Raw genomic sequence first — 25,304 nt, forward strand, 5'->3', positions numbered from 1 at the left:
AAACCGCATTTGTCAGGGGAACATAAATGGAATTTGTCGCCACTTGGATCAGCCGGATATTTGGCTGGTCGCTTTTGTTCCTTTCCGTCTTTGTCGCGCTGGAAACGGTTATGCGCAAAGTATTCAACACCTCGCTTCAGGGTGCTGACGAATTGGGCGGCTATGTTCTTGCCTTTGGATCGTCCCTGGCCTTCGTGGTCACTCTGGCTGAACGAGCGCATATCCGCATCGATGTTCTTCACCGAAAATTTCCGGTCCGGGTGCAATCACTGATTGATTGGTTGGCCGCCCTCTCGATGGCGGTTTTGGGATGCTTTCTGCTTTATGTGGGCTGGTTCGTGATCAAGGACACACTGGCCTACGGCTCGACCGCTGCAACCCCCTGGGCCACGCCACTGATCTGGCCACAAACCGCTTGGTACGCCGCCCTTGCCATCTTTTCCATCTCCGCAATTGTCTTGTCTGTTAGGGCAACCTGGCTGTTTTTCAAAGGCAATCACAAAACGCTGGCAGCGGAATTCAACCCCAAGGGCGCGGCCGATGAATTGGCGGAAGAGCTCCGGGAACTTGCAAAGCGCAAAGGCACGTCAATATGACAATCGCAGACATTAGCATCGGCTTCATCGTGATGATGGGCCTGCTGCTTATCGGGTTTCCGGTTGCGATCGTCATGGTCGCAATGGGCGTTATCGGCGGTATGCTGCTTTACGGCCCAGTCCTCATGCAAAGTATGGGTCCTGTCCTATGGGGCGTTCAAAACGAAAACGTCCTGACCGCCATCCCTCTGTTCATTCTTCTGGGCGAACTGCTTTTGCGCTCCGGCATCGCGGACCGGATGTATGGCACACTGGCCTTATGGCTTGGCAGGCTTCCCGGCGGATTGCTGCATACCAACATTGGCTGTTGCGCGCTGTTCGCGGCAACATCGGGCTCCTCCGTGGCCACGGCAGCAACAGTCGGCACGGTCGCCCTTCCTTCGCTGAACGAGCGCAACTACTCCTCGTCACGGGCGCTGGGGTCATTGGCCGCTGGCGGCACCTTGGGTATTCTGATCCCACCCTCGGTCAACCTTTTGGTCTATGGGTCTCTGGCCAATGTCTCTGTCGGTCAGTTGTTTATCGCAGGGATCATTCCCGGCATCCTTCTGACGCTGTCATTCATGGTTTTGATTGCGCTTCAGCACTATTGGAAACCTGATGATGTGTCACAGCCACTTAAGGTCAGTCGCACAGAACGAATCCATGCCTTGCGCCACCTCATTCCGCCCGCAGTCGTGTTCCTGATCATTATGGGTTCGATCTATATGGGCATCGCCACCCCAACAGAAAGCGCTGCCCTTGCGGTTGTCGCAGCCTTGGTTTTCGTTTGGCGCGAGGGCCGGCTCAGCCTATCATTTCTTGACGTGTGCTTCCGCCAGACCGCCAAGACTACCGGTATGATCCTGTTGATTATCGCGGCTGCCTTTACGCTGAATGTAACGCTGGCCCTCGGCGGCATTACCAATGCGATGAGCACCTGGGTCGAGGGCCTGGGTCTGACCGCAGCCAGTCTGTTGTTTGCGCTTATGCTGTTCTACCTGATCCTTGGTATGTTCATGGATGTCCTGTCGATGCAGGTTCTCACGATACCTATCGCAGTGCCCATTGTCGTGGCGGCGGGCATCGACCCGATCTGGTTTGGCATCTTTGTCGTTCTGATGAGCGAGCTTGGCATGATCACCCCGCCTGTCGGCATGAACCTCTATGTCGTGCAAGGCGTGCGCAGCGATAAAGGCCCCTTCATGGATGTGATCGTCGGCGCCCTGCCCTATGCCGCAATCATGCTGTTATTTGCGACAATGCTGATCTTTTGGCCTGAGATTGTGATGTGGCTTCCAGACAGTCTGGCAGAATGAATATCTGGAAATCAGATGTGACCGCATTGCTGGAGGCATACGCGGATGGGCGGGTCACACCCATGCAGGCGGTCGAGAGCATGCTGTCACGCATCGACGCGTTGAACCCGGTTCTCAATGCCTATACGGCCCTGAATGATGCGGCCATGGCCGAGGCCGAGGCCGCAACGTCACGCTGGCAAACAGGCACGACCATTGGCCCGCTGGACGGCGTGCCGCTTATCATCAAAGACAACCTTGTCACGGCGGGTATGCCTGCAGCCTGGGGCAATGCGCATCTGGCACGACAGAGGTCAAACCACGATGAAGCACCGATTGCGCGTCTGCGTGAAGCCGGGGCAATCTTTCTGGGAAAAGGCAACACGCCCGAGTTTGCCATTGAAGGTTACACCGACAATCTGACCTTTGGGGTCACCCGCAACCCTTTTGATCCCGCGCTCACGCCGGGTGGCTCGTCCGGCGGGGTGGTTGCCGCCGTGGCTGCAGGACTTGCATATGCCGGGATCGGCACCGACGGCGGGGGTTCGATCCGCAGACCAGCGGGCTACACCGGATTGTTCGGGCTGAAACCGGGCATTGGCCATGTGCCTCGCAGCGGTGGTCTGCCGCAGGTCTTGCTGGATTTCGAAGTCGTCGGACCGATTGCGCGCAGCGCCCGCGATCTTGCCTTGCTGGACGGTATTCTGGCGGGCCACACCAAGACGCCTGCGAACGAGCGGTCACTGAATATTTTGGCCGTTGAAACGCTTGACGACGCACCGTGCGATCCGGCTATCCGCCAAGCTTTTGCGTCAACCTGCGCCTTGTTATCCCAAAACTCTCATAGGGTTATTATGGCCGATATGCCTTTGGAACTGGCGCCTTTGAACGCAGTATGGACCGACATCGGAGCCATAGGGCTGGCAGCCTATCTGGCCGATACCCCGCGGGTGCGCGACAGCGCCAACCCCAAGTACCGCCAGATTGCCGAAATCGGGGCGGGAAAATCGGGAATGGACCTGTATCGCATCCTCGATCTGGTCTTCAAACTGCGCAACGAAAGCGCGGAACTCTTTGGCGAATTCGACGCGATCCTGATGCCCACCGCAGCCGCCAATCCGTGGCTCGCAGCGGAGCCCTTCCCCGACACCATAGATGGATACTCCGTCGGACCCCGAGGCCATGCCATCTTCACGGGATGGGTCAACGCGATGGGCCTGCCTGCCGTGGCCTTCCCCGCGCCGTCCAGCGCCATGCCAATCGGCATGCAACTGATCGGGCCGATGAGGTCCGAAATTATGCTGACCGATTGTATTGATGCCTGCGCCGGTCCATTCACTTGGCCTGATATCGCGACACGCCAAGCGTAACCGACACCGCCCCGATCCCGTCGATCCAACCTTCAACCAATGTGCCTTTGGGATAATAAACCAAGGGATGTAACGATCCGGTAATGACGATTTGACCGCGCTTCAGCCCGCCACAATGCATGCCAATCTGACGGGCAAAGCTGGCAAAGGTCTCAAGCGCAGACCCACCGGGCACCGATGCTTGGGCGTCTAGAATAATGTCCTCACCGGCCTGCAGTCTTGCGTTCACTTTGCCAAAATCAGACCCTGACCAGTCGGTCGCCGCTGCACCAACGACCAGGCCCGCGTTGATCTGGTTATCCGTCAGTTTGACGATCTCATCACCTGCGAAGGGACCTTGCACCCGCGTATCCACTAGTTCGATCACAGCAACCGGGAGCAGCAATTTGCCCAATTCGGAAACCGGCAGACTGCCGAGATTGGCTGGACAGTCCTCGACAATCTCAAAACCGATTTCCAGCTCAATTCCCAGCATATCACTGACGTCAACCTGCGCGCCCGTCGGGACAATACCGGCCGCAAAGATTGGCGCCATAATCGGCGGCGCGTCTCCTTTTCGGGCGGTCTTGAAACCACCAACCGGCCCAACCCGCCGAGCGACGCCAGCCTGTATCTGATAGGCCTCATCGCGCGTTGATGGTCTATCTGTCGGCGGCCCACATCGCGCGGATGTTGCGCGGGCCGCGACCAGCGCCTCTACCCATTTGTCCACCAACTGATGCGCCATAGTGTTCCTTCTCATTTGGAAACCTCAGCCAGACGCTCAATTCGAACACGGCTGCTTGTTGGCGCATTCAAGATGCGCCTTCGACCTTCCGATCCCCGACAAGGGTTCGCAGAATATTGATCGCGCCTTTAGTGCCGTCAATCAAAGGCACAGGACTGGTTGGCGCAAGCTTTGCGGCCATGCCAGCAAGTGGACCTCCACCCATAACAACACAGGTTGCGCCGCGTTCGTGCATCTGTTTGCACAATTGGCTCAGCTCCTCGCGAAAGCGATCCTGAACCGAGCCCGGATCACCGAAGTCACTTGTGTCAACCGCCAATGTCCCAAGAAGTCTTGGGCCCAGACCCGCCTCTTCAGCCTTAGCCTGCAACGCTGGCACGAGGGCTGAAGCGAAAGTGACAATACCGAAGTTCCCCCCAACTGCGCCGGCGATCGAGAAAGCCGCCGTCGCAATGCCGATCACCGGAATATCCGGGCGCAACGCTCGCACAGCCTCGGCCCCGGTATCGCCGAAAGAGGCCAGCACGATACCGTCGCAAGGGGCGTCATAGGCTTTGACTGTCTCAAGCACAGCGCGGCTTGCCGTCTCTGCATCTGCCTCTGTCACGATCAGCTCAGGTCCAAAGGTGGGATATCGCGTGGTAAAGACGTCTCCGGGTTGGGCAGCGACATCTGCCGCCTGTTTGATGCGGGCCGTCACACCCTTGGAGGTATTGGGGTTGATGATAAGCAATTGCATCAGAGGATCACCGATGGCAGCGAAAGGGAGATGTCCGCTGCTGGATTGCAATATCCCGACAGCAGACGTTCTTGAAATAGGCTGCGATGCTAGGATCGCTGACCTGCAGGTTCGAAACTCTGCATGCTTTTTTGGTGGTGAGCTTAACCTTCGCGTTCCAATTTCTTACGCGCCAGCTTTCGGGCACGACGGATAGCTTCAGCTTTTTGGCGTGCATTCTTTTCGGACGGTTTCTCGAAATGCTGCTTGAGCTTCATTTCGCGAAAAACGCCCTCCTTCTGAAGCTTTTTTTTGAGAACGCGGAGGGCCTGATCGACGTTGTTGTCGCGAACACTGACTTGCATGAGATTGATTTCAACTTTCGAATTTAACAATGCGTAACTTGCTATCCGGCCGAATAGCAATCTTGTCTTAGTTTGTACACCATAACGGTCATAATTTGGCCTGCCGATAGTCATTGAGGATATGTTCTTTGCCATTTTCGTTCGATGGCACGAACGTCCTTGCCGGCCCACAACGGACTTTCATATGCGCCGCAGCGAATGCCGGTATTGGTTCCAATTTCTTTCGCGAGCGACGCTTTAAGGCCCTCGGCAACCTCCTTCAGCAAACATGAATTGATAAATGTCACGGCGACATCATCCGAACCCGACATTTGAGATATGTGTCGTCGCTGGAATACTAGGCCGCAATTCCTTTTCAATTACCCAGTTATATCCACCGGGGCGTTGACCGCAGCAAGTACACCGCACTCTTCGCAGCACAGTGTTTGCTACCAAGGTCGAAGACAGTGTGTTTGCGCGCTCACTATACGATCGGCACTCAATCAATCGATACCATGCACGATAACCAAGTTCGTATCTGCGTTCCGGCGACGGATTTCAGCAAGTTTCTGGTAGTCAGGATCATTGTACCAAGAACGCGCAGCTTGGGCGTTCGGAAATCGCATTAATACCGTACGCGGCATTGCCCAAGTGCCCTCCAAGACTTCAGTTTCCTGCTTTGAGGTGGCAAGCAGCTCGCCTTTGTAGCGTTCGAAGATGGGCATGAAGCCGGAGAGGTAATCTTCGTATTCATCGGGAGCATGGATGTTTAGTTGACCGATCACAAAAACGCTCATGGAATTCCCCCAGCTGATAGGCAAGCACAATAGCTACAATACAGTCTTTGGCCCAAAGTCACCCGGTACGATAATCCACGGCCCCCATGGTCCCATCCCTCACAGCCATGGTTTCCATGCCCGGTATGATATCTGTGTTCTGAGCTGCCTGAATAATCCAGCCTTCTGGAGAACGCTCCGCTACAAAGACCATGATGGAAGAACGATCATCGAGGGCTTCGCCGGCCTTGCCGATCTGCCCAGTCAACTTCCAGCGCGTATGCACAATGCAAACGGCTTCTCCGATCAAACGAACCTTTACCCGCCGAGCCGAAATACTGGAATCTCGGAAGAACGTACTCAGCCCGTAGTGGTGGGCCCGTTCTATATCGGTGCGGTTATGCCACCAAAGACCAACCACATTCACAAATTCCGCCTCTTCGGCAAAAAGGGATGCCAGAGCATGGGCGTCTTTGGAGTTCCAAGCTTCAGCGAAAAGCCTCGGAATGTCTTCAGGCGTCTCAGGTATATGCTTGCAGAACCGCTGATGTGAGGATGTCTTCCTGCTCATGTGTATGACGGTTTGGGATCTTCCTAAAGACCTCAGCATAATCCAGCGCCTTACCGACCTGCAGTTTGTTTTCGTTTGTTGGCATACCGCAAAGTATTTTATGTCAGCTCCGGGCTTGGAGCTGCCGTTCGCTTCACGATGAACGAATGGCTGCTTTGCGGGACAAAGGGTGAATCCGCTGCGTTTGCACCAAGGTCTGCAATCTCGAGTAACCGGCCGCACGTGTGCGGCTGGACTTTCGACTTTACCGATCTCAGAGGAGATTTTCAGGTTGGTTCCGCTTCACCGGGGGATGTTCAGCCGGTTTCACCAAATCCTTTCGGTACTGGCAGATCAGGCAAGGTCGCCGCTCGTTTTTGCAGGGCCCGCCCAATGACCACGCGGCTGATTTCGGTTGTCCCGTCCACGATCCGCAGCATTTGTGCGAGGCGGGACAAACGGTCCAGACCATAAGGCTGCAGCAGACCCATGCCGCCCAACACTTGCGTACAGGTGTTCGCAGCCTTCACTGCGGCATCTGGCACAAACCGTTTGGCATGGGCGGCCATCAGTGGGCCCTCGGGCGTGCCGAGCGCCTCTGCCGCTTTGCGATAAAGCAGCTTGGAGGCTTCAAGATCGGTGGCCACCTCGCCCAGCATCCACTGGATCCCATCCAGATCGAGGTTCTTGCCGCCAAACATCTTGCGGTTCTTGGAATAGGACAGCGCCGTATCCAGTGCAGCTTGCATCAATCCACAGCATCCTGACGCAATCGACACACGGGCGATATCAATCGCCATGAGCGAGCCTTGCAGGCCCTGACCGATCGGCAGGATGATGTTGGCCTCATCCACCACCACCTTGTCCATGTACATCTCGGCCAGAGGCAGGAAGTTGTAGGACGGGGTGTCGTAGAGCGGGCCAAAGCTGAGGCCCGGCGCATCGGCGGGAATGGCGATCATCGCCATATCCTGGTGGCCGGGCTCATTGCTGGTTTTGACCACGGTGAAATAGATATCAGCCTCGGTCGCGAGGCTGACCCATGCCTTCGCACCGCTGATCGTCCATGTGCCGTTGTCATTGATCACGGCCCGCGAATACATGTTTGTGGCATCCGATCCGGATTGCGGTTCGGTTAGCGCAAAGTTCGCCAGTTTGCGCCCCGAAGTCAGGTCCCGCGCCCACTTTTCCTTAAAAGCATCTGTGCCATAACCGCAGCCCGCGAAGGTGCAGATGTTATGCATCGACAGGGCAAAGGCATAGGCACCATCGCCCAGTCCCAGTTGTTCATAGACCTGAATGCCTTGCGCCAGCGGCAAGCCTTGACCGCCAAACTCCTCGGGGGCGTAGAGGCCGGTCAGGCCAGCGGCTCCGGCCTTGTCCGACGCATCCCGGGGCCATGTCTTTGCGGCGTTCCAGGCGTCCACATTGGGCGCGATGACCTGCTCGGCGTGGTCGCGTGCGGCCTGGAGTATGGTGGCGAGTTTGTCTGACATTGGCGGATCCTTTCAAGGGTGATTATTCTCAGATGACGCCACAACCTGGCAATCGCGGATGGCCGGATTGATGAGCTATCAAGGCGAAACGTCAGATGAGAGTGCTTTTCTGCAGCAAGATTTAGCGAGCTGGCCCGCTAAGCTCTATCTCGTGTGCTGACAGATCATTGTCCAAAAGTGACAAAATCAGATCATGTTACCTGCGACGGTAGGAACTTGGCGTGCTGCCGGTCCAGCGTTGAAAGGCCCGGTGAAAATTGGCCGCCGAGGAGAAGCCGACATCATGTGCGATGGCTTCGACGCTTTTGCGTCCTGCCTGCAGGTCGCGGATCGCGATGTCGCGGCGCAGGGCGTCCTTTATGGCCTGAAACGATGTCCCATCGGCGTGCAACCTGCGGATCAGGGTGCGCGGGGTCATGTGCATGGCAGTTGCTGTCTGGGTCAGGGTCGCCGCGTCCCATCCTGTTTGGCCCAGATACGTACGCACCCGCAGCGATTGTGTGTGCTCCCGCGACGAGGTGAAGATCCAGTCCCGCGGCGCGTTTTGCAAAAACCGGTCAAGATCAGCTGTGCTGCGCGCCTGCACTGGACCCAGTGCATTCGGATCGAACGAGATCGCGGTGGCGGGCTGGCCAAACTGAAAGGGTGCGGGAAAGATAATCGCGTAATCGAGATCAAAGTCCGGGCGGTCAAACGCGAAATCAACGCCCCTGACCGGAACCTCATGCCCGGCCAGCCAGGACATGAGCCCATGGGCAAGTTTGAGGATCAGCATATGCCCAAACCGCTGAATGGGCACGTCGCCTTGCGGGTTCAGGGTCAGCACCAAAGCGCTGTCAGTATCATCCAGATCGAACTGGTAATCATCCAGCAGCAGGTTCCAGAAGGTCGAAAACCGGTAAAGCGCCGATGGCAAGGATGTCGCTTCGCGCACTGTCGTCAGAAGATGTTGCAGGGCCCTCGGCCGGATTGGTCTGCTCCAAAGCCCCATCATCTCATCACCGGTCTGGGCGGAGGCAAGTTGATAGAGGCAAACAATCTGATCCAGCGTGACGCGACCATTCGGCGAGCGCGTATCCGCGTTCAGACCGGACCGGCTAAGCAGCGACGCCATCTGCGCCTCTGGGCACAGGGCACGCAGCGCCGCTAGCCAGTCATCGACAAACTGGCTGGAAACCGTGGAAAGGATCGTTGGCGTGACATTGGTCATAACGCCTTAGGAGGTATCACCAATTCCGGTCGACATGAAACGCAGGCTTGCAGATGGCGGCCTTCGCAGATGACAGAATGTCAATGTCTCAACCAGATAACGCTCTGCTTGAACTCATTTCAGTGGGGTCAGGCGACTTCGAACAACGCTGCGGCCCCCATGCCTCCGCCAACACACATGGAGGTCACCACGTATTTTACGCCACGACGCCTCCCCTCAAGCAGAGCGTGCCCGACTTGTCTCGCACCTGTCATGCCGTAGGGGTGGCCAATCGATATCGCACCGCCGTTCACGTTGTAGATTTCGGGATCAATCCCAAGGTGGTCGCGGCAATAGAGAACCTGGCAGGCAAAGGCTTCGTTAAGCTCCCAAAGGCCGATGTCTTCGATGCGAAGACCTGCATTCTTAATCAGCTTTGGTATGGCATAGATCGGGCCGACCCCCATCTCTTCCGGTGCGTTTCCTGCAACAGCCATGCCGCGATAGATACCTAGCGGTGTGAGACCCTGTTGCTCAGCCATTTTGCCTTCCATGAGCACACAAGCCGAGGCCCCGTCAGAAAGCTGGCTTGCGTTTCCGGCAGTGATCAGTCCTCCTTCGACAACCGGGTTCAATGCCCCGAGTGTTTCGGCCGTCGTACCCGGCCGGTTGCCCTCGTCTTTTGACAAGGTCACCTCTTCCAGGGTTTCCTCTCCGGTTTCGCGGTTCTTGACCCGCTTAATCGCAGTAATCGGGACGATCTCATCTTCAAACGCGCCAGCGGCCTGAGCCCGGGCGGTCCGACCTTGGGAAAGTGCAGCGTATTCATCCTGGGCGTCACGACTGATCCCATAGGTCCGCGCCACATTTTCCGCCGTCATCAGCATCGGCATATAGGCATGTTCAGATTGGTCGATAACGTTTGGATCTTTCTCATCGCCCGCCCATTTCAGATAGGCATTCTGCAGGGTAGAAATATTTTCCTGCCCGCCTGCCACGGAGACATTCTGACCATCCACAATGACCTGCTTTGCGGCCGTCGCAATGGCCATCAATCCGGAGGAACATTGCCTGTCGATCGTCTGTCCTGCCACCGTATTGGGAAGGCCCGCCGCCAGCGCCGACAAACGGGCGACATTCATGCCTGCTGTCCCCGCCGTAAGGACCGATCCGATGACGACATCTTCGATCGAACCGGGGTCCACGCCTGCACGTTCAACCGCGTGCTGAATGGCGTGCCCCATCATGGTAGGGGATTTGATGTTGTTCAGCGCACCTTTGAAGGCAACCCCAATGGGGGTTCGTGCGGTTGAGACGATAACGGCTTCTCTCATGATTTTTCCTTTTTGGCATCAAAATGTGCGTCAAGTGTCACGCCCGAGGTTTCAAGTTGTTCCAGCAAAGGCGCAGGCGTGAACCACATCTCACCATAGGCACCAAGCGACTGCCGATAGTGGGTCATGCGTTCCAAAATCTGACTTAATCCAATCTCGTCAGCATAGTGCATTGGGCCGCCGCGCCAGTTTGGGAAGCCATAGCCATTGACCCAGATCAGGTCGCAATCACCCGGGCGCGTTGCAATGCCCTCTTCAAGGATCAAAAAGCCCTCGTTGATCAGGGGATAGAGACATCGCTCAAGGATTTCCTGATCGTCGATGTCCCTGCGTTTCACGCCATGCAGGTCCGCCAGTTCGGAACTGATTTGAACCATCTCAGGGTCTTCGACCCGTGTCCGTCCCTCGTAGACATAGCTTCCACGCCCGGTTTTCTGACCCAGTCGGCCCAGTTCAAACAACATGTCCTGCACGGCCTGGTATGTGGGGTCATGTGCGATTTCACTTCGCCGCTCCTGACGCACGCGGGCGCCCACATCGACCCCAGCCAGATCCGCCATCGCGTGAATACCCATGGCCATGCCGAAGTTCTCAAGGACGTCATCCACCTGTTTCGGCGTCGCCCCCTCAAGAAGCAGACGAGATCCTTCGCGAAAGTATGGCTCCAGCATCCGGTTTCCAACAAAGCCGTAGCACACGCCAACCGTGACTGGGAGCTTTCGGATCTTCTTTGCGACCGTGATTGCCGTTGCGATGACATCCGGAGCGGTCTTGACGCCGCGCACCACCTCCAGCAAGCGCATGACATTGGCCGGGCTGAAGAAATGGAGGCCAATCACATCCTCCGGGCGGGAGGTGACCGCGGCGATTTCATCAAGATCCAACGTCGATGTGTTCGAGGCCAGTATCGCGCCAGGTTTGGCGTGCTGGTCTAGGCTCGCGAAAATCTGGCGTTTGACATTCATGCTTTCAAACGCCGCTTCAATGATCAGGTCGGCCTCTGCGAGGTCGCCGTAGCTGAGCGTCCCGGTGGCGTTGGAAACGATGGTCTCTGCCCGATCGGCACTGAGCCGCCCTTTTTGGGCCGCGCGCTGGAAATGCTCCCGGACCATTTCCAGCCCCTGTTCAAGCGCACTTTGCGTGGTTTCCAGAAACGTGACCCGATACCCCGCCTGAAGAAAGGCGATGGCAATGCCGCGCCCCATTGTTCCGGCACCGATCACGGCAACCGATGAAATGCTACGTGGTTGGTCAGCACGGGTAACGCCGGGAACCTTGGTGCATTCACGCTCTGCAAAGAACAGATGCCGCCCCGCGCGCGATTGAGGTGTGTCGAGCAGTTCAGCGAAACCTGCCTTCTCTTGTGCCAACCCCTCGGCCAGCGGCATTTCGCACGCAGCCTCGATGGACACCAAACATCGTTCAGGGGCGACAAGGTTTTTGGACGTGTGCGCTATCTGGTCTCGGAAACCCGTCAGATATCCCTTCGGATCAGGGTGTGTGACGGTCATATCCGCGCAACTGCGTTTCGGATCGCCCTCATGGCTGACACGGGTGGCGAAACCCAAAACATGCGCGCGAAAATCCTGGTCGTTCTCAAATAGTGCGTCGACCAGCCCACAAGACAGGGCATATTCGCCTTTCACGGGATCACCCGAGAGGATCATTCGCGTTGCCGCTTCCAGCCCGGCAATCCGGGGTAGTCGCTGGGTGCCCCCGGCGCCTGGCAGCAGCCCCAGTTTGATCTCAGGTAGGCCCATCACGGCATTCGGCGTGGCGACACGGTAATCACAGGCAAGCGCGATCTCCAGCGCACCACCCATAGCGGGACCTGCTATCGCGGCGATAATGGGTTTTTTGCTGGTTTCAATCGTTACACACAGGTCTGGCAGGTCCGGCTTGTCCCAAACTGCCCCGGTACGGAACTCGACGATGTCAGCGCCGCCGCAAAAGAGCGGCAGAGCCGAGCATAGAACGATAGCTTTGACCTGTTCATCGGCGTCCAACTCGTGGATGGCCGAGGAAAGCGCCTGCCGCATCTTCAGGCCAAGAGCGTTCACTGGCGGGGCATTCAGCTCAATGAAAGCGGCACCCTCGGTGTGTTTAATGTAAATCATGTTTGGAAACCTCAATTGGACTGTTTGGCAAGATCCTGTTCGACCTCTGCCCAGTCGTCGAAATGGATTACATTGCAGGGTGAATGCACGTTCTCGAGCCAGACAAAGACCGAGATGAACGGTTGATCATAGACCCGGGTGGCGTGGGGATCGCCCGCTGCGTTCCAGATAAGTGATCCAGCCGGATAATCCTGCCAATCGCGAGTGCCAAACCGCCAACCCGATTTTTCGGACAGGTTCAGATAAAGCTCTGGCGCGTCGTGGTTGTGGTCGCGATACAGTGTCCGTGGACCCAGCATGAAAATGCCAAGGTTGAAATCGGGATGGTGATGTCCACATGCGTCTGGCCCAATCAGCAGAGTATGTAGGTTACACTTTGTGTATCCCTCGCCCAATTCGGCACCAGGGGGATAGAATTGGGCGTTGTCTTCGCGCCAAATCAGATCATCCTTGGCGGCTTTCAGACAACCTGCGATGTCCTGCAATTCGGGGGCGACAACCCCGTCGATGGCGTTCTTCAGAACCTCATCATGCCGGGTTCCTTGGGAGGGTAAGTCAATGAGCCTCTCGTCAGACAGGTCCATGGTTGCCAGCTTGTCCAACGTCAGATCAACGCCGCGCGTGGCAGCTCTGTGAGCCTGCAGATAGGTGACAATGGATTGAATAAGCGCCTGAATGCGACGTTGTTTGTCTGTCATGATTTTCAGTGCGAGCGCGTCGAAATATCTTGCCGCACGAGTTTCTTATCGAGTTTGCCGACGCTGGTTTTTGGAAGGCGGTCGACAAAGATTAATTCGTCCGGAACTGCCCATTTTGATATCTCACCTGCGTCGACACGCGACTGGATTTCTTTCATAACGCTCTGGCGTACAAGATCCGGGTCGGCATCCTTTGCGACTTGAGCGACCAACACTGGCCTTTCGCCCCACTTCGCGTGTGGCAGCCCGATCGCGGCGACGTCCTCGATGCCATCACAAGACGATGCTATGTTTTCCAGTGCCAGTGAGGATATCCATTCGCCGCCGGTCTTGATCACGTCCTTGAGGCGGTCAGTAACCTGCAACGATCCATTCTCGCGGATATACCCAACATCCCCGGTATGCAGATACCCACCGTCCCAAAGCGCGTCCGAGGCTTGCGCATTGTCCAGATAGCCTTGTGTCAACCAGGGAGCCCGAGCAACAACTTCGCCGGTTGTTTCACCGTCATGCGGAACGTCCTGCATATCCGGTGTCACAACACGAAGGTCGACAAGCGGGCCGGGAAAGCCGGTTTGCGCCTGCATCTCGGGGTCATTGCTGGACAAATCGGCCACCGTCAGAAACGGACAGGTTTCGGACATACCATAGGCCGCATGCAAGGATATGCCTGCCGCAGCAGCACGGTCTTGCAGACTGCGCGGCAAAGCGGCCCCGCCAATGATCACTTTCCATCTGTGCAGGTCAATTTGTGGGCAGTCCGGATGGTCGAGCACCATTGACAGAACCGTGGGCACGCAATGGGAAAAGGTGACGCCTTCGGCTGCAATCAATCCCAAGATTGTGTCAGGGTCATATCGACCGGGATAGACCTGACGCAGCCCCAGCATCGTTGCGGCATATGGAAATCCCCAGCCGTGGACATGAAACAAGGGTGTCAGCGGCATGTAGACGTCGCCGCGATGAAATCCGGCATTCCCGGGCCATGCGCCGAAACCTGCGATCAAGCCCAATGTGTGAAGGACCAACTGCCGATGTGAATAGCTCACCCCCTTGGGATTGCCGGTGGTCCCGGTTGTGTAAAACAAGGTCGCCGTTTGGTTTTCATCGAAGTCTGGGAAGTCAAAGCTGCCTAGGGCCTTACCTATCCACTCTTCATACCCTTCACCGTCTCCAATCGGTACAACGATGATGTCCCGATCAAAGCCCGATTTGATATCATCAATGAGCGGCATGAAGTCCCGATGAACAATGATCAGGTCCGGTTTGCCGTCGTTGATCGTATAAAGTACCTGCGCAGGAGACAGCCGCACGTTGATCGTGAAAAGGGTTGCGCCCATCATCGGGACCGCAAAAAAACATTCAAGATAGCGGTGCGTATCCCAATCCATGACACCGACGCGCATGCCCTCATGTATCCCGCTGGCCTTTAGAGAATTGGCAAGTTGGCGCACGCGTTTGCCCAACTCCGCGTAGCTCAGCCGCATTTCGGTGCCTCTGACGATCTCTTGGCTGGCTGACGCAAGCTGAGATCCGGCCAGCAAGTGTTTAATCAGCAACGGATAGCCATATGCATTTGACGAAGGTGATAATGGTGGCATGAAGGTGGAATCCTTGAGCGTCTTTAGCCCTTAATCTGGCATCTCTTCCCCAGCTGAAGAACTGAAAGAAATTTCCCTTCATCAAGATTTTCTAACCGATCGCGTCGTGCCGCACATTGCGTGTCATCCTTTGAAAAGCTATGAGAAGGTGCATAACAAGTCTGCTGCTATTACGCCCGTCGTCGGTTAACTGTGCTTGAGGGTAAGCAGTTTTTGTTTCTTCAAGGAGATGCAGTAATGACCACTCACATGCCCACGCTGGTTTCACTGCGCGCTTTTGAGGCGGTGGCACGTCACAAGAGTTTCCGAAAGGCCGCTGACGAGATTTGCGTGACCCATGCGGCAGTCAGCCACCAGGTCAAAGCACTGGAAACATCAATCGGCGTTAAACTGCTGGAACGCACAAGCCGTTCGGTCGAGCTAACACCGGCTGGCGAGCAGTATTACCCACCAGTACGCGAACACATTCAGGGCATTATCAAAGCCACACGGCGCATCCAGACACCTGAGGAACCGGACGTGTTGCTTGTCCAGTCCTACGCAAGTTTCAACACAATGTGGCTCCAGCCCAGATTGGCAGACTTTCTTCAGGATAATCCGGACACACGCGTGCGCATCGTCTCTACCTTTGAAGACGGTGATTATGACATGCACCGGTTCGATGTGGGCGTGTTCAACGCGCCACCATTTGACAAACGGTTTGACTATAGCCCCTTGTTCGAAACGGATATCTACCCGGTATGTGCTCCGGAGGCCTTGAATGCGCCAAGCGGTGGAATGCCGCTGGAAGAGCTAGGAAACTACCTATTGCTGAGCGTCCCAAGCACATGGAATGAGCCGGATGACTGGGACTGCTGGTTGGATGCGGCGGGCTTAGATCGCGAAACGATGAAATTTGGCTCTGTTTTCGACAATTACCCACTAGTCCGTGAGGCTGTTCTAAATAATCACGGTATCAGCGTCGCAAGGGCACCATTTTGCGCGCGTGATCTCGAGAGGGGGCGTCTGGTCAGACCCTTTGACATTTCGGTGCCAGAGCCAGGCCGCTGGTATCTGGCGACGCAAAAAGAACGTGCACCCAACCCCAAGCTCGATACATTTATCGACTGGCTGTTCGAACAGATCGAGGCCGACCCAACCATGCGGCTATTTCGGGCCTGATCTGATGAATTCCAGCTCTGCGGTCAGCGCGCGTCAGGACTGACGCGCACCGGCCTCGGATGCGACGCGAGGGACAAGAGCGCGAACCAGTTCGGTCATATCCAGTGTGCCGACCGTCTGCTCCCCATCTTTGACGATATAAGCGTGTGACGTATCCCCGCCGGACCGCGCGATCATGCTTTCGAGCGTGTCGTTCACGTCCACTTCGCCATGGGCATCCGCAGGCACTTTGTCCCCCCCAAGTGGGGTCATAATCGAGCGCACCCGCAGAACCCGTGCGCGGTTGATGTCGCTCACGAAGTCTTCGATGTAGGGATCACCCGGGTTCAACAGGATGTGCTGCGGCTCGCCCTGTTGCACGACACAGCCGTCCTTCAGGATCACAAGGTGATCGGCCAGCTTCAGCGCCTCATCAAGATCGTGAGTGATGAAGATGATGGTCTTGTGCAGCTCTTTTTGCAGCTCGAGCAGCAGGTCCTGCATATCGGTTCGGATCAGCGGATCAAGGGCCGAGAAAGCCTCGTCCATTAGCATGATCGGTGTGTTTGCGGTCAGCGCCCGGGCAATGCCTACCCGCTGCTGCATCCCTCCAGACAACTGCGCTGGATAATGGTTCTCGAACCCGCTCAGACCGACGCGGTCCAGCCATTTCGCGGCTTCGCGGTCACAGGTGACCTCGTCTTCGCCACGCACCGACAAGGGCATGCCTGCATTCTTCAGCACGGTCTTGTGCGGCAACAACGCGAACTTCTGGAAAACCATCGACATCTTTTCTTGACGGGCATGACGCAGCCCGTCCTCGGACAGTTGCATCACGTCTTCGCCTTGCACGATGATCTCGCCCGCTGTGGGTTCGATCAACCGGTTCAGGTGGCGGATCAGCGTGGATTTACCCGAGCCTGACAGGCCCATGACCACTGTGATTTCCCCCGCCTGCATAACGACGTTGATGTTGTTGAGGCCCAGAACGTGTTTGTGCTGCGCCAGCAACTCTTCCTTGCCCATGCCGCCCTGGACATGGTGCAACACGTCCTTGTCGCGGGCGCCAAAGATTTTATAGAGCCCGGACAGGCGGACCATTGGTTGTGTCATTGAACCGGCTCCTTAATGTTTGACTTGGGTCTTATCGACTCGTGTGAGAGCTGCCTTGGACACGCGGTCAAGGATCACGGCCAGCAGAACAATGCCGATGCCAGCGACGATGCCCACACCCAGTTCAAGGTTTCGGATACCGCGCAACACGTTCACGCCAAGGCCAGGGGCCGAAACAAGAGAGGCGATCACGACCATGGCAAGGCTCATCATGATGGTCTGGTTGATCCCGGCCATGATGTTCGGTAGCGCCAGCGGCAATTGTACCCGCACCAGTTTCTGACGGTCATTCATGCCAAAGGCGTCGGCCGCTTCGATCACATCCCTGTCGACAAGACGGATGCCCAGATCGGTCAGGCGGATCACCGGGACAATCGCGTAAAGGATGATCGCAATCCCGTACAGTTTGGATTCCGTGACCGAGAACAAGAAAATCAGAGGGATCAGGTACACGAAGGTCGGCAGGGTCTGCAGCAGGTCGAGTAACGGAACGACGCTTTTTTGCAATCGGTCGGATTTCGACATGGCAATTCCAATGGGCACACCGAACAGCACCGATATCGTCGTACATACAAAGATGATCGACAGAGTCTGCATCGCCACATCGTAGTGGTCTACGACGGCCAGCAGCATAATCGAGACGGCGACGAAGATCGTCACAGGGCGCGAACGCGACGCGTACCAGGAAATCGCCACCAGAAGCGGGACCATGATGAACCATGGCGTCGCTTCAAACAGCCAAAGTGCGCCATCCAATATCCAGCTCAATGGCTGTGTGATCGGGTCCAGAACGGTTTTCAGGACCGGTTTGGCTGCCAGAAACCCTTCTTCGATCCCGTTGGTTACATCGCGCGACTGCCATATGCGGTTGCAGCTTTCGTGCAGATTATCAAATGAGGGAATTGGAACGAACGGCCCAGAGGCCTCTTCTCCTCCTGCTTGCGCCGCAAGGTCCGCCAGCGAAAGAGGCGCTTTGTCATCTGACGTGCCACACCATTCGCTCAAACCCAATGCGCTGAATAACTTGTCATAGAAGGCCATTTATCCCACTTTCCGATCTACTTCAGTGCGTTAGGGGCATCGCTGAGGATGCCCCTGTCCATGCAGTTTACTGCAGCAATGCGGAAAGTTTGTCGCGCGCAGCATCGTTAAGCCACGCTCCCCAGACATCCTTGTAGGTCGTCAGAAAGTGCACCGCACCTTCATCGTAGGAGGCATTGTTGTCCTCGACCCATGCCAGCGTTTCGCCCATCTGTGCGTTGGTGAAGGACAGATTTGTCATCAGGTCAGACACTGCTGCGTTTTCGGCCATGAATTCTTTCGACAGAACTGTAACGACTTCACTGCGGGGGAAGGCGCTCATTTCTGGCGTCGCGCATTCCGCTGTGATGTTGCAGGCGTGCTTTTCAGGGTCATGGGGGCCCATATCGACCAGGGTCATCGGGTATTTGCCCAGTACCGATGTCGGTGCCCAATAAAAGCCGAACCACGGCTCTTTGTTTTCATAGGCGGCAGCGATCGAAGCCGCAAGGGTTTCGCCTGATCCATGCACGAAGTTTTCAATGCCTGCATCAATCAGCCCGCCTGCCTTCATCAGGTTGGTGCTGACATTCAGACAGGTCCATCCCTCGGGGCAATTGTGAAAGCGATTTCCGACGAGTTCGGGGTTGGCTGCGATGCCTTCAATTGTTGCCAGTTCCGGATGCTCCTCCACAAGGTAGTTCGGAACAAAGAACCCTTCGACACCGCCATCTGACAGAACTTCGGTCACAGGAATGATTGCACCTGAGTCAACCAGCCCTTGGTAAGCCGGCGCGCCGTTTGTCCAGATTTCAGTCAGAATATCGGGCTCTCCTGTCTCGGAAACGGATGCCAGCGCAGGGTTGCTCGAGAGCGGAACCGTGGTCACTTCGCAACCATAGCCTTGCTCCATCAGAAACTTCGAGACCGCGGTCACAATTTGCGCTGACCCCCAATCGGCCTGCATCAGTGATACTTCACCGCATTCGTTTGCCTGGGCCGCCGAAGCGGTGATTGCCGCAGCAAATACACACCCGAGACCCGCTGATATCTTGAACATTTCTTTCCTCCTTGTCATCGGCGAAACAGGGGCAGAGAAACGATCCAAGCCAAAATTCGCCTTGTTTGTAGCGAAGAGTTGTACCGACAGGTCTATGAGCAAAGAACTGAAAAGAATTTTGAATCATGTACCGTTGTTTACAGGTGGAGAGATGAAGCCAGGCTCGAATTTAGCGACCTTCGTTCCAACGAAAGCTTCTTAGATGTAAATCCATAGGTGGCTTATGCGTGTGTATAATTGCCTCTTCTCAAGAGTCGGCAGGAGGAGTGATCAAACCCGGGGACGTCCGTTCTGTGCTCATCACGCCCATTCGAACCAGCTGCAGCATCGGTAGATTTGGGCTCGGAGCGGTCGTTCGCTGCAGCAGGTACCAATGACTGCTATGCGGACGAAGCGGTCGTCGACACTTTTGGTTTGAACGGCCGCTATCCGCGCCTTTCGCCAGCCGCAAAATAAATAATGGCGATGATAGGACCATCGCTTTGGTCTGCGATGCGCGACAGCATTTTGTAAAACAGGACACTTGACTGCCTAGGTCACACATTTGGCCGTTGATCCGTTACTTCAAAACGCCAGATAACCCGTCTGGCCCAGCCAAGAAATCCAGAAAGCTTCTTACCTTTGCAGGTAGGTAGCTTCGATCAGCATAAATGGCTTGTATGGGTAGTTTTGGCCATACAGTCTCGGGTAAAATAGTTTCAAGTCGGCCGCCTTTCACGTCGTTCTGGGCTGCCCAGTTTGGAAGCATGGCAAAGCCCATGCCGGCAACGGCAGCTTGATGAAGAATACTTTCGTTCGAGCTTACCAAAATCGGCCTGAGTTTGAGATCCACGCCTTTCTCGCCACCAAATTTTATGCGCCCGTCTGCTGCCACTTGAGAATAGGCAAGCATCGGGGCGTTGATCAGATCTTCGGGGGTTTTGGGGCGGCCAAATCTGTCTAGGAACGCGGGCGCCGCCACCAATTGGAACGTGACCTCTGCCAGTTTCCGCGCGATCAAACCCTCGTCCAACTTGAAAGCAACACGCAGCGCCAGATCGATACCCTCTTCAACCATGTTTATCTTGCGGCCACTTAAGTCGACATCAAAAGTCACATGCGGGTTCTGATGATGGTAGGCGGCCAGAATTCTCGCAAAGGCCGGATTTGCCATCCAAACAGGCATCGACATTCTGAGTGTACCGCGCGGCGACAGGCTGTCTGCGGTCAACTGCGCTTCAGCTTCGGCCAGCCCATCAAGCAAGGGGCGGATCGTTTGCAAGTACTGCGCGCCTGCCTCGGTCAGGCTGACGTTGCGGCTATTGCGATTGAGCAGGCGGGCGCCGACGCGCGCCTCGACGTGTTTGACGTGTTTGCTGGTCATCGCGGGTGAGAGACCAAGCCGTTCCGCTACGGCAGAAAAGTTCTTTTGCTCTGCAACTTCGGCAAAAACACGCAGGCTCAGAAGTGTGTCCATTATGAACTCACAGTAAATGGTAGATCAACAAATAGCCTAATGATGTCATTAATGGAAAGCTTTATTCCTGTTCTCATCACAACACGCTGCATAAGCGATTTTTTGGAAAGAGAACGACATGACAACGATTGACACAAACCCCGTACAGACCAGCAAGGGCTGGAATATTGGCCTTTGGGTCGCCCAAGCCTTATTGGCTGTGATGTTCTTGATGGCAGGCGCCACGAAGCTGATGTCCGGATCGGCTGAATTGGTCGCGATGGGCATGGCCTGGGCCGAAAACGCACCCTTCTTGCTGACTAAATTCATTGGCCTTGCCGAGGTCGCAGGCGCGCTTGGTCTGATCCTGCCATCTGCGACACGCATCATGCCACATCTGACGAAACTTGCAGCAGCCGGTCTTGCTGTGATCATGGTTCTGGCCGCTGGCCTGCACATCACGCGCGGCGAATTCGAAGTTGTGCCTATGAACGTGATCCTGTTTGCACTGGCCGCTTTTGTGATCTGGGGGCGCACAAACAAAGCGCCGATCGCACCGCGCGCTTAATCCAACTTAACGCGCCCCGGTTTCTCCCGCCGGGGCGCTCTTTTTCTTCAAAAGGTTGCCTTCCCATGCTCCATTCGATGCCCGCTGCCAATATAAACGTGTCCCCGCAAAGCGATCGCCTGTCTTGGGGAGCGGTCGAACTTCGGGTGACCGACCTTGATCGTGCGGTTGCCTTTTGGACGTCGGCCTTAGGGTTGGTCGAACGCAACTTTAAAGCGCCGGGAATCGCATTGGGAACAAAGGAGCGCACGCTTGTCGTTCTGCATCCCGGTGCGAATACGCCTGTCGCAGCCCCTTACACGGGCATGTATCACGTCGCGATTGGCGTGCGCAGTCAGGCCGAGTTTTCGCGTATATTGGCCCGCCTGATCCACCTGAACGTTCAGGTCGGGCCGACGGATCACTTGATGGCGAAATCGCTTTATTTTCATGATCCCGACGGCCTGGAGATTGAGATTACCTATGAGACACCAGAACGCTTCAGTCATTTTGGCGATATGTCTAAGGGCCTGACTTTGTACGATGTTGACGGCAACACCCATTCTGGACGCGGACCGCTGAATGTGAATGCCGAACTGGCCCATGCGGCGGGCACAGACCCGTTGGCACCGTTGGCGGACGACAGCTACCTCGCACATCTACACTTCAAAGTGGCAGCACTCGAACCTGCCCTAGACTGGTTCGAAAGCCTTGGATTTGAGCGTCACCTGACGCTGGATAACTGGGGCTTTGCCGACATGGGCGCGGGTGCCCCCAACACGCACCGTTTGGCCATGAATATCTGGGCCGGCCTCAACAACCCGCCGATACCGAAAAATATGGCTGGGTTGGTGAACTACGAATTGCTCACACACGGCGAGATTATCGCCTCACCACATCTACACCAATACGGCGATGTCTTGCGCGGAACTGATCCTGCAGGCGTCGCAGTTACCCTTCGCACGGGTAAATAGGAGAACCCCATGACCACTAGCCCCACAGCCTACCGCCCCGCACAGATCATTTTGCACTGGGTCGTTTTTGCGGCCATCTGGGTGCAATGGCTTTTCAACGAGCCGATGAAACGCACCATTGAGGCCATGCAGACCGGCGCTACACCGGCTGAAGGTGACATGACCATGGCGTTGGTCCATGTCGGATTTGGATCAACGATTTTTCTTGCAGTGTTGGCACGGCTTTATCTGCGCTACCGTTACGGCGCGCCCGGTCACGCCCCTGGCACATCCCCGGCGCAAGCCAAGATTGCTACAATTGTTCACTGGGCACTTTATTCCACGCTGATTGGCATGGTGATAACGGGTGGCATGACTTGGAACGGTGTCGCTGATTTGAGCTATGTGCATTGGCTCTTGAACATCGTACTGTTTGGCCTGATCACGGCCCACGCAGCTGCGGCCATTTTCAACCAATTCGTCCGTAAGGACGGCACGCTAGCGCGCATGATCCCCGCCCTCAAAAAGTGAAATATCGCCCAAGCCGCGACGGAATATCATGGCCCGGGCGTAACAGTTCAACGAACATATTTACTTGGACAAAACATGCAACGTTTCGTCGCCGCAACCTCACCTTACCTCACATGGGCACTGCTTGCTTCCCTCGGGATCATGATGACCTTCACCGCACTGACATCCGATGATCCCCGGATTTTCCACCAGCTTGTCCACCCTTCCGGTGAAACCTCTGCTCGGTTGTTGATCGTTCTTATGATGGCGACCCCTTTGGCGATGCTGCTGAAGGGGTGGCGTGGACCGCAATGGTTGAAACGCAACCGCCGTTACTTGGGCGTTGCCTCTTTTGGCTATGCGCTGCTGCACACAGTTTTCTACCTGCTGGACAAGGCGTCACTGACAACAGTCGTTGACGAGTTGCCACGCCTTTACATCTGGACCGGCTGGATCGCGTTTATCATCTTTGTGCCACTGGCTCTGACGTCTATGGATTACTTCGTGCGCAAAATGGGCAAGTGGTGGAAGTGGTTGCAACGCTGGACCTATGCCGCTGCCGTGCTGACATTGGTACATTGGGCCGCTTTGCATGAATGGAGCGGAGCAGCACCCGCTCTGGTCCACTTTGGCCCCCTGATCGCGCTTGAGGCCTACCGTGTCTGGTACTGGTACCTGCGGCCACGGCCCGTCGCGGCATAGCGACTGCCTCGACGCCTTGAATCAATGCTTCATGCAGCGCGAAGGCGAACAATTCTCAAGCGACGCTTTCATCGTGGACTTTTGCAGTCATCAATACGGGATGTAATTGCAAACCCGAATTCCGCTTGCCGCGGTTCGCCGCCATTCGCACGTGCCGCAGCATTGGTCAGTTTGGGCTCTCACCGGTCGTTGGCCGCGCTCTGCGTTAACGTCCACAATGCGGACAAGTCAGCCATACGGCATTTCCTTCAGTCATTCAGCAAATTAGCGATGAAGTCATCGACAACTTTGCGCACTTCGGTGCCCGGCTCTCCCATGTCCCACATGACGTGCTTATGATACCGCTTCTCGACAACCTTCGTGAAAACGTCAACGCCAGCTTCGCTCCCAGCGTCTGAAAGCGCGACTAGGTTTCCGATGTCGACGTAGTTGTCGCGCTCACCTTGCACGAGGAGCATTGGCGGGTCGTCGGAATCGACAAATTTGGCGGCGGGCCAATCTGTCTCGGTACCTTCTATGAAGATATGCGGGCACGGCTGGCCCGCGCAGAGTCCACCCCAATAAGGGCCGGCCAATCCAATAAAACCGTTAATCGCACTTGCCGGTGTGCCTTGCGCTACAAGATAACGTTCGTCGTACGCGACTAAGGCGGAAATATAGGCTCCGGCTGACCAACCGCTCAAGAGAATCGGGCGCGGTTTGCCAGCACTCGTGCGAAAGTTGCTCCAAGCGTGGGCAACCGCTTTCGCTGCATCATCGACAAAGTCTGGGAAAACTGCATTTGGGTATAAGCGGTAGTTAGGTGCAGCGACGATGATCCCGGACTTCGCAAAGGATTTCCCGATCAGCCGGGCTTGTTCCTTGCTGCCCATCGAGAATCCACCACCGAATAAGAAGATTAGTATCGGTGTTTTGTCAGTCACTGCCTCCGGCCAGTAAACATCCATAATCTGACGCTCGTGAACGCCGTAGCGGATGTCTTGGTCGATTGAAATCTCGGCCTCCTCGGCGATTGCCGAACCCGCACCGAGAAGCAATGCTACCGAAATTATCTTGAGAAAAGTCATTGCAAGCAACGGTAACTTAAGGCTTCACGTCAATCAATCAGCTCCACAGTGGGCTCACAGCTGGCTTTCGCCGCAGCTTGTGTCTAATTGCGCTAAGCGAGACGAAGTGGACAATTCTAGTCCCAGGCATGCATCCCCTCGCTACCAGTGGATATTCGCCAAAAACAGGCGGCGAATGCGCTTTAGAATTCAAAATGCACCTCTGCGATCGCTGAGCGCTTTGCTCTATCCGCATGTAGATGGCTTGACGCATATCAATTAGTTCAAACTTTCTTGCTTGATGATCCCATTTAGCCAAACCGGAAAAAGGGAGATTTCTCATGAATAGTTGGTCTTGTCGTAAAATGGGCGTTCTTGCCGCAGCCGCCGTATTCAGTCTAACCGCCTCAGCGGCCAGTTCTCAGGATTTCAGCGTTGGGGAGCGCCTATTCCTAGAAAATTGCTCTGCCTGCCATGGCAATTCCGGCAGGGGTGACGGTTCCGTCGGTGTTCTTTTCTCTGCCCAGCCCAAGAGCTTGCGATCACTCGAAAAAGACAACAACGGACAATTTCCATTCAGTGAAGTCTATCAGTCGATCAAGGGAGAAACGAACATTCAGGCGCATGGGATAGAAATGCCTGTTTGGGGAAGCGCTTTCACGAAAGACATCATGTCCAATCCATTTATCTCAGGCCCCCTAGGGGAAGAACTGGTTCAAGGGCGAATTCTAGCACTGGTCTATTATCTTCAATCTATTCAGGACTGAGCCTGATTTTGTCGCAAAACCGATGACTGCTTTGGGCTCGATGCTGCCATTCGCTGCGGCGTGCACCAATGACCGAGTTGCGGACTTAGCAGCCGTTGGACGATCAAGGTTTTTCTGACTATTGTAAGCTCCAGACCGATCAGATTGGAGATACCCTATGGCCAAGGCGACTGACGCGCTGGACCACGTCTATACAGCCAAAGGGGCACAGGCCATTC

Annotated in this window: 25 protein-coding genes; 9 read left to right on the forward strand and 16 right to left on the reverse strand. The window is 55.8% G+C overall.

The window, feature by feature from the left end; all coding sequences use genetic code 11:
- The first annotated feature begins 26 nt into the window (after positions 1 to 26).
- Genes BOA8489_RS18275 through BOA8489_RS18285 form a run of 3 tightly spaced genes read left to right on the forward strand, consistent with a single transcriptional unit; the run spans position 27 to position 3,243 of the window.
- A complete protein-coding gene (locus BOA8489_RS18275) occupies positions 27 to 596 on the forward strand; it encodes a TRAP transporter small permease subunit (RefSeq protein WP_093975756.1) in 570 nt (189 codons plus the stop codon).
- Positions 593 to 1,894 (forward strand): TRAP transporter large permease, encoded by a 1,302-nt coding sequence (locus BOA8489_RS18280; protein ID WP_093975757.1) that lies wholly within the window; start codon positions 593 to 595, stop codon positions 1,892 to 1,894. The genes BOA8489_RS18275 and BOA8489_RS18280 overlap by 4 nt, the downstream gene beginning before the upstream one ends.
- On the forward strand, positions 1,891 to 3,243 hold the full coding sequence (locus BOA8489_RS18285; protein ID WP_093975758.1) for an amidase: 1,353 nt from the start codon (positions 1,891 to 1,893) through the stop codon (positions 3,241 to 3,243). Before BOA8489_RS18280 ends, BOA8489_RS18285 begins: the two co-directional genes overlap by 4 nt.
- On the opposite strand, the gene BOA8489_RS18290 is transcribed toward BOA8489_RS18285, so the two are convergent.
- The 11 genes from BOA8489_RS18290 to BOA8489_RS18345 form a co-directional block, all read right to left on the reverse strand.
- Positions 3,209 to 3,970: a hypothetical protein gene (locus BOA8489_RS18290; RefSeq protein WP_093975759.1), complete on the reverse strand. Its 762-nt coding sequence runs from the start codon at positions 3,968 to 3,970 to the stop codon at positions 3,209 to 3,211. The genes BOA8489_RS18285 and BOA8489_RS18290 overlap by 35 nt on opposite strands.
- Before the next feature lie 67 nt (positions 3,971 to 4,037).
- Positions 4,038 to 4,709: an aspartate/glutamate racemase family protein gene (locus BOA8489_RS18295; protein ID WP_141138337.1), complete on the reverse strand. Its 672-nt coding sequence runs from the start codon at positions 4,707 to 4,709 to the stop codon at positions 4,038 to 4,040.
- Between the two features lie 143 nt (positions 4,710 to 4,852).
- Positions 4,853 to 5,053: a 30S ribosomal protein S21 gene (rpsU, locus tag BOA8489_RS18300; protein ID WP_040700433.1), complete on the reverse strand. Its 201-nt coding sequence runs from the start codon at positions 5,051 to 5,053 to the stop codon at positions 4,853 to 4,855.
- 482 nt (positions 5,054 to 5,535) lie between these two features.
- Entirely contained in the window at positions 5,536 to 5,829 is a 294-nt protein-coding gene (locus BOA8489_RS18310; protein WP_093975762.1) for a DUF1330 domain-containing protein, read from the reverse strand.
- A gap of 58 nt (positions 5,830 to 5,887) precedes the next feature.
- Positions 5,888 to 6,379 (reverse strand): SgcJ/EcaC family oxidoreductase, encoded by a 492-nt coding sequence (locus tag BOA8489_RS18315; RefSeq protein WP_093975775.1) that lies wholly within the window; start codon positions 6,377 to 6,379, stop codon positions 5,888 to 5,890.
- Between the two features lie 296 nt (positions 6,380 to 6,675).
- Positions 6,676 to 7,854, reverse strand: coding sequence for an acyl-CoA dehydrogenase family protein (locus BOA8489_RS18320; RefSeq protein WP_073256190.1), 1,179 nt, complete (start codon positions 7,852 to 7,854; stop codon positions 6,676 to 6,678).
- Positions 7,855 to 8,050: 196 nt separating this feature from the next.
- A complete protein-coding gene (locus BOA8489_RS18325; protein ID WP_073256187.1) occupies positions 8,051 to 9,064 on the reverse strand; it encodes an AraC family transcriptional regulator in 1,014 nt (337 codons plus the stop codon).
- 128 nt (positions 9,065 to 9,192) lie between these two features.
- Positions 9,193 to 10,377 carry an acetyl-CoA C-acyltransferase gene (locus BOA8489_RS18330; protein ID WP_073256184.1) on the reverse strand — a complete coding sequence of 395 codons (1,185 nt, stop codon included), beginning with the start codon at positions 10,375 to 10,377 and terminating at the stop codon, positions 9,193 to 9,195.
- Positions 10,374 to 12,494 carry a 3-hydroxyacyl-CoA dehydrogenase NAD-binding domain-containing protein gene (locus BOA8489_RS18335; protein ID WP_093975763.1) on the reverse strand — a complete coding sequence of 707 codons (2,121 nt, stop codon included), beginning with the start codon at positions 12,492 to 12,494 and terminating at the stop codon, positions 10,374 to 10,376. Before BOA8489_RS18335 ends, BOA8489_RS18330 begins: the two co-directional genes overlap by 4 nt.
- A gap of 11 nt (positions 12,495 to 12,505) precedes the next feature.
- A complete protein-coding gene (locus BOA8489_RS18340; RefSeq protein WP_073256178.1) occupies positions 12,506 to 13,192 on the reverse strand; it encodes a dimethylsulfonioproprionate lyase family protein in 687 nt (228 codons plus the stop codon).
- Between the two features lie 5 nt (positions 13,193 to 13,197).
- Complete coding sequence (locus BOA8489_RS18345) at positions 13,198 to 14,793, reverse strand: fatty acid--CoA ligase (protein WP_093975764.1); 1,596 nt, start codon at positions 14,791 to 14,793, stop codon at positions 13,198 to 13,200.
- A gap of 237 nt (positions 14,794 to 15,030) precedes the next feature.
- Here BOA8489_RS18345 and BOA8489_RS18350 point away from each other — a divergent pair, with 237 nt between their 5' ends.
- Positions 15,031 to 15,954 carry a LysR substrate-binding domain-containing protein gene (locus tag BOA8489_RS18350; protein WP_093975765.1) on the forward strand — a complete coding sequence of 308 codons (924 nt, stop codon included), beginning with the start codon at positions 15,031 to 15,033 and terminating at the stop codon, positions 15,952 to 15,954.
- A gap of 33 nt (positions 15,955 to 15,987) precedes the next feature.
- Here the strand turns inward: BOA8489_RS18350 and BOA8489_RS18355 are convergent, their stop codons facing one another.
- The 4 genes from BOA8489_RS18355 to BOA8489_RS18370 all read right to left on the reverse strand — a co-directional run bounded on the left by BOA8489_RS18355 (position 15,988) and on the right by BOA8489_RS18370 (position 20,582).
- Complete coding sequence (locus BOA8489_RS18355) at positions 15,988 to 17,046, reverse strand: quaternary amine ABC transporter ATP-binding protein (RefSeq protein ID WP_093975766.1); 1,059 nt, start codon at positions 17,044 to 17,046, stop codon at positions 15,988 to 15,990.
- A 12-nt stretch (positions 17,047 to 17,058) separates the two neighbouring features.
- Entirely contained in the window at positions 17,059 to 18,087 is a 1,029-nt protein-coding gene (locus tag BOA8489_RS18360) for an ABC transporter permease (protein ID WP_093975767.1), read from the reverse strand.
- 67 nt (positions 18,088 to 18,154) lie between these two features.
- On the reverse strand, positions 18,155 to 19,126 hold the full coding sequence (locus BOA8489_RS18365; protein ID WP_058274113.1) for an ABC transporter substrate-binding protein: 972 nt from the start codon (positions 19,124 to 19,126) through the stop codon (positions 18,155 to 18,157).
- Positions 19,127 to 19,685: 559 nt separating this feature from the next.
- Positions 19,686 to 20,582, reverse strand: coding sequence for a LysR family transcriptional regulator (locus BOA8489_RS18370; protein WP_093975768.1), 897 nt, complete (start codon positions 20,580 to 20,582; stop codon positions 19,686 to 19,688).
- 118 nt (positions 20,583 to 20,700) lie between these two features.
- Here BOA8489_RS18370 and BOA8489_RS18375 point away from each other — a divergent pair, with 118 nt between their 5' ends.
- The 4 genes from BOA8489_RS18375 to BOA8489_RS18390 all read left to right on the forward strand — a co-directional run bounded on the left by BOA8489_RS18375 (position 20,701) and on the right by BOA8489_RS18390 (position 23,273).
- Entirely contained in the window at positions 20,701 to 21,129 is a 429-nt protein-coding gene (locus BOA8489_RS18375; protein ID WP_093975769.1) for a DoxX family protein, read from the forward strand.
- 65 nt (positions 21,130 to 21,194) lie between these two features.
- A complete protein-coding gene (locus tag BOA8489_RS18380; RefSeq protein WP_093975770.1) occupies positions 21,195 to 22,082 on the forward strand; it encodes a VOC family protein in 888 nt (295 codons plus the stop codon).
- A gap of 9 nt (positions 22,083 to 22,091) precedes the next feature.
- Entirely contained in the window at positions 22,092 to 22,592 is a 501-nt protein-coding gene (locus tag BOA8489_RS18385; RefSeq protein WP_093975771.1) for a cytochrome b, read from the forward strand.
- Positions 22,593 to 22,667: 75 nt separating this feature from the next.
- The gene (locus BOA8489_RS18390) at positions 22,668 to 23,273 is read left to right on the forward strand and encodes a protein-methionine-sulfoxide reductase heme-binding subunit MsrQ (protein ID WP_093975772.1); all 606 of its coding nucleotides are present in this window, start codon (positions 22,668 to 22,670) and stop codon (positions 23,271 to 23,273) included.
- A gap of 248 nt (positions 23,274 to 23,521) precedes the next feature.
- On the opposite strand, the gene BOA8489_RS18395 is transcribed toward BOA8489_RS18390, so the two are convergent.
- On the reverse strand, positions 23,522 to 24,340 hold the full coding sequence (locus BOA8489_RS18395) for an alpha/beta hydrolase (RefSeq protein ID WP_093975773.1): 819 nt from the start codon (positions 24,338 to 24,340) through the stop codon (positions 23,522 to 23,524).
- A 320-nt stretch (positions 24,341 to 24,660) separates the two neighbouring features.
- Between BOA8489_RS18395 and BOA8489_RS18400 the strand changes: the two genes are divergently transcribed.
- Positions 24,661 to 25,086: a c-type cytochrome gene (locus BOA8489_RS18400; RefSeq protein ID WP_093975774.1), complete on the forward strand. Its 426-nt coding sequence runs from the start codon at positions 24,661 to 24,663 to the stop codon at positions 25,084 to 25,086.
- Positions 25,087 to 25,304: the final 218 nt, after the last annotated feature.

Origin of the sequence: Boseongicola aestuarii (assembly GCF_900184815.1) — a bacterium.
GTDB lineage: Bacteria > Pseudomonadota > Alphaproteobacteria > Rhodobacterales > Rhodobacteraceae > Boseongicola > Boseongicola aestuarii.

Bases quoted from the DNA above. Each gene is read 5' to 3' on its own strand.
- BOA8489_RS18345 (WP_093975764.1), bottom strand. From the start codon at position 14,793: ATGCCACCATTATCACCTTCGTCAAATGCATATGGCTATCCGTTGCTG.
- BOA8489_RS18285 (WP_093975758.1), top strand. From the start codon at position 1,891: ATGAATATCTGGAAATCAGATGTGACCGCATTGCTGGAGGCATACGCG.
- BOA8489_RS18275 (WP_093975756.1), top strand. From the start codon at position 27: ATGGAATTTGTCGCCACTTGGATCAGCCGGATATTTGGCTGGTCGCTT.
- BOA8489_RS18355 (WP_093975766.1), bottom strand. From the start codon at position 17,046: ATGACACAACCAATGGTCCGCCTGTCCGGGCTCTATAAAATCTTTGGC.
- BOA8489_RS18375 (WP_093975769.1), top strand. From the start codon at position 20,701: ATGACAACGATTGACACAAACCCCGTACAGACCAGCAAGGGCTGGAAT.
- BOA8489_RS18390 (WP_093975772.1), top strand. From the start codon at position 22,668: ATGCAACGTTTCGTCGCCGCAACCTCACCTTACCTCACATGGGCACTG.
- BOA8489_RS18325 (WP_073256187.1), bottom strand. From the start codon at position 9,064: ATGACCAATGTCACGCCAACGATCCTTTCCACGGTTTCCAGCCAGTTT.
- BOA8489_RS18370 (WP_093975768.1), bottom strand. From the start codon at position 20,582: ATGGACACACTTCTGAGCCTGCGTGTTTTTGCCGAAGTTGCAGAGCAA.
- BOA8489_RS18315 (WP_093975775.1), bottom strand. From the start codon at position 6,379: ATGAGCAGGAAGACATCCTCACATCAGCGGTTCTGCAAGCATATACCT.
- BOA8489_RS18280 (WP_093975757.1), top strand. From the start codon at position 593: ATGACAATCGCAGACATTAGCATCGGCTTCATCGTGATGATGGGCCTG.
- BOA8489_RS18295 (WP_141138337.1), bottom strand. From the start codon at position 4,709: ATGCAATTGCTTATCATCAACCCCAATACCTCCAAGGGTGTGACGGCC.
- BOA8489_RS18400 (WP_093975774.1), top strand. From the start codon at position 24,661: ATGAATAGTTGGTCTTGTCGTAAAATGGGCGTTCTTGCCGCAGCCGCC.
- BOA8489_RS18395 (WP_093975773.1), bottom strand. From the start codon at position 24,340: ATGACTTTTCTCAAGATAATTTCGGTAGCATTGCTTCTCGGTGCGGGT.
- rpsU (WP_040700433.1), bottom strand. From the start codon at position 5,053: ATGCAAGTCAGTGTTCGCGACAACAACGTCGATCAGGCCCTCCGCGTT.
- BOA8489_RS18310 (WP_093975762.1), bottom strand. From the start codon at position 5,829: ATGAGCGTTTTTGTGATCGGTCAACTAAACATCCATGCTCCCGATGAA.
- BOA8489_RS18380 (WP_093975770.1), top strand. From the start codon at position 21,195: ATGCTCCATTCGATGCCCGCTGCCAATATAAACGTGTCCCCGCAAAGC.
- BOA8489_RS18330 (WP_073256184.1), bottom strand. From the start codon at position 10,377: ATGAGAGAAGCCGTTATCGTCTCAACCGCACGAACCCCCATTGGGGTT.
- BOA8489_RS18360 (WP_093975767.1), bottom strand. From the start codon at position 18,087: ATGGCCTTCTATGACAAGTTATTCAGCGCATTGGGTTTGAGCGAATGG.
- BOA8489_RS18365 (WP_058274113.1), bottom strand. From the start codon at position 19,126: ATGTTCAAGATATCAGCGGGTCTCGGGTGTGTATTTGCTGCGGCAATC.
- BOA8489_RS18290 (WP_093975759.1), bottom strand. From the start codon at position 3,970: ATGGCGCATCAGTTGGTGGACAAATGGGTAGAGGCGCTGGTCGCGGCC.
- BOA8489_RS18340 (WP_073256178.1), bottom strand. From the start codon at position 13,192: ATGACAGACAAACAACGTCGCATTCAGGCGCTTATTCAATCCATTGTC.
- BOA8489_RS18335 (WP_093975763.1), bottom strand. From the start codon at position 12,494: ATGATTTACATTAAACACACCGAGGGTGCCGCTTTCATTGAGCTGAAT.
- BOA8489_RS18350 (WP_093975765.1), top strand. From the start codon at position 15,031: ATGACCACTCACATGCCCACGCTGGTTTCACTGCGCGCTTTTGAGGCG.
- BOA8489_RS18385 (WP_093975771.1), top strand. From the start codon at position 22,092: ATGACCACTAGCCCCACAGCCTACCGCCCCGCACAGATCATTTTGCAC.
- BOA8489_RS18320 (WP_073256190.1), bottom strand. From the start codon at position 7,854: ATGTCAGACAAACTCGCCACCATACTCCAGGCCGCACGCGACCACGCC.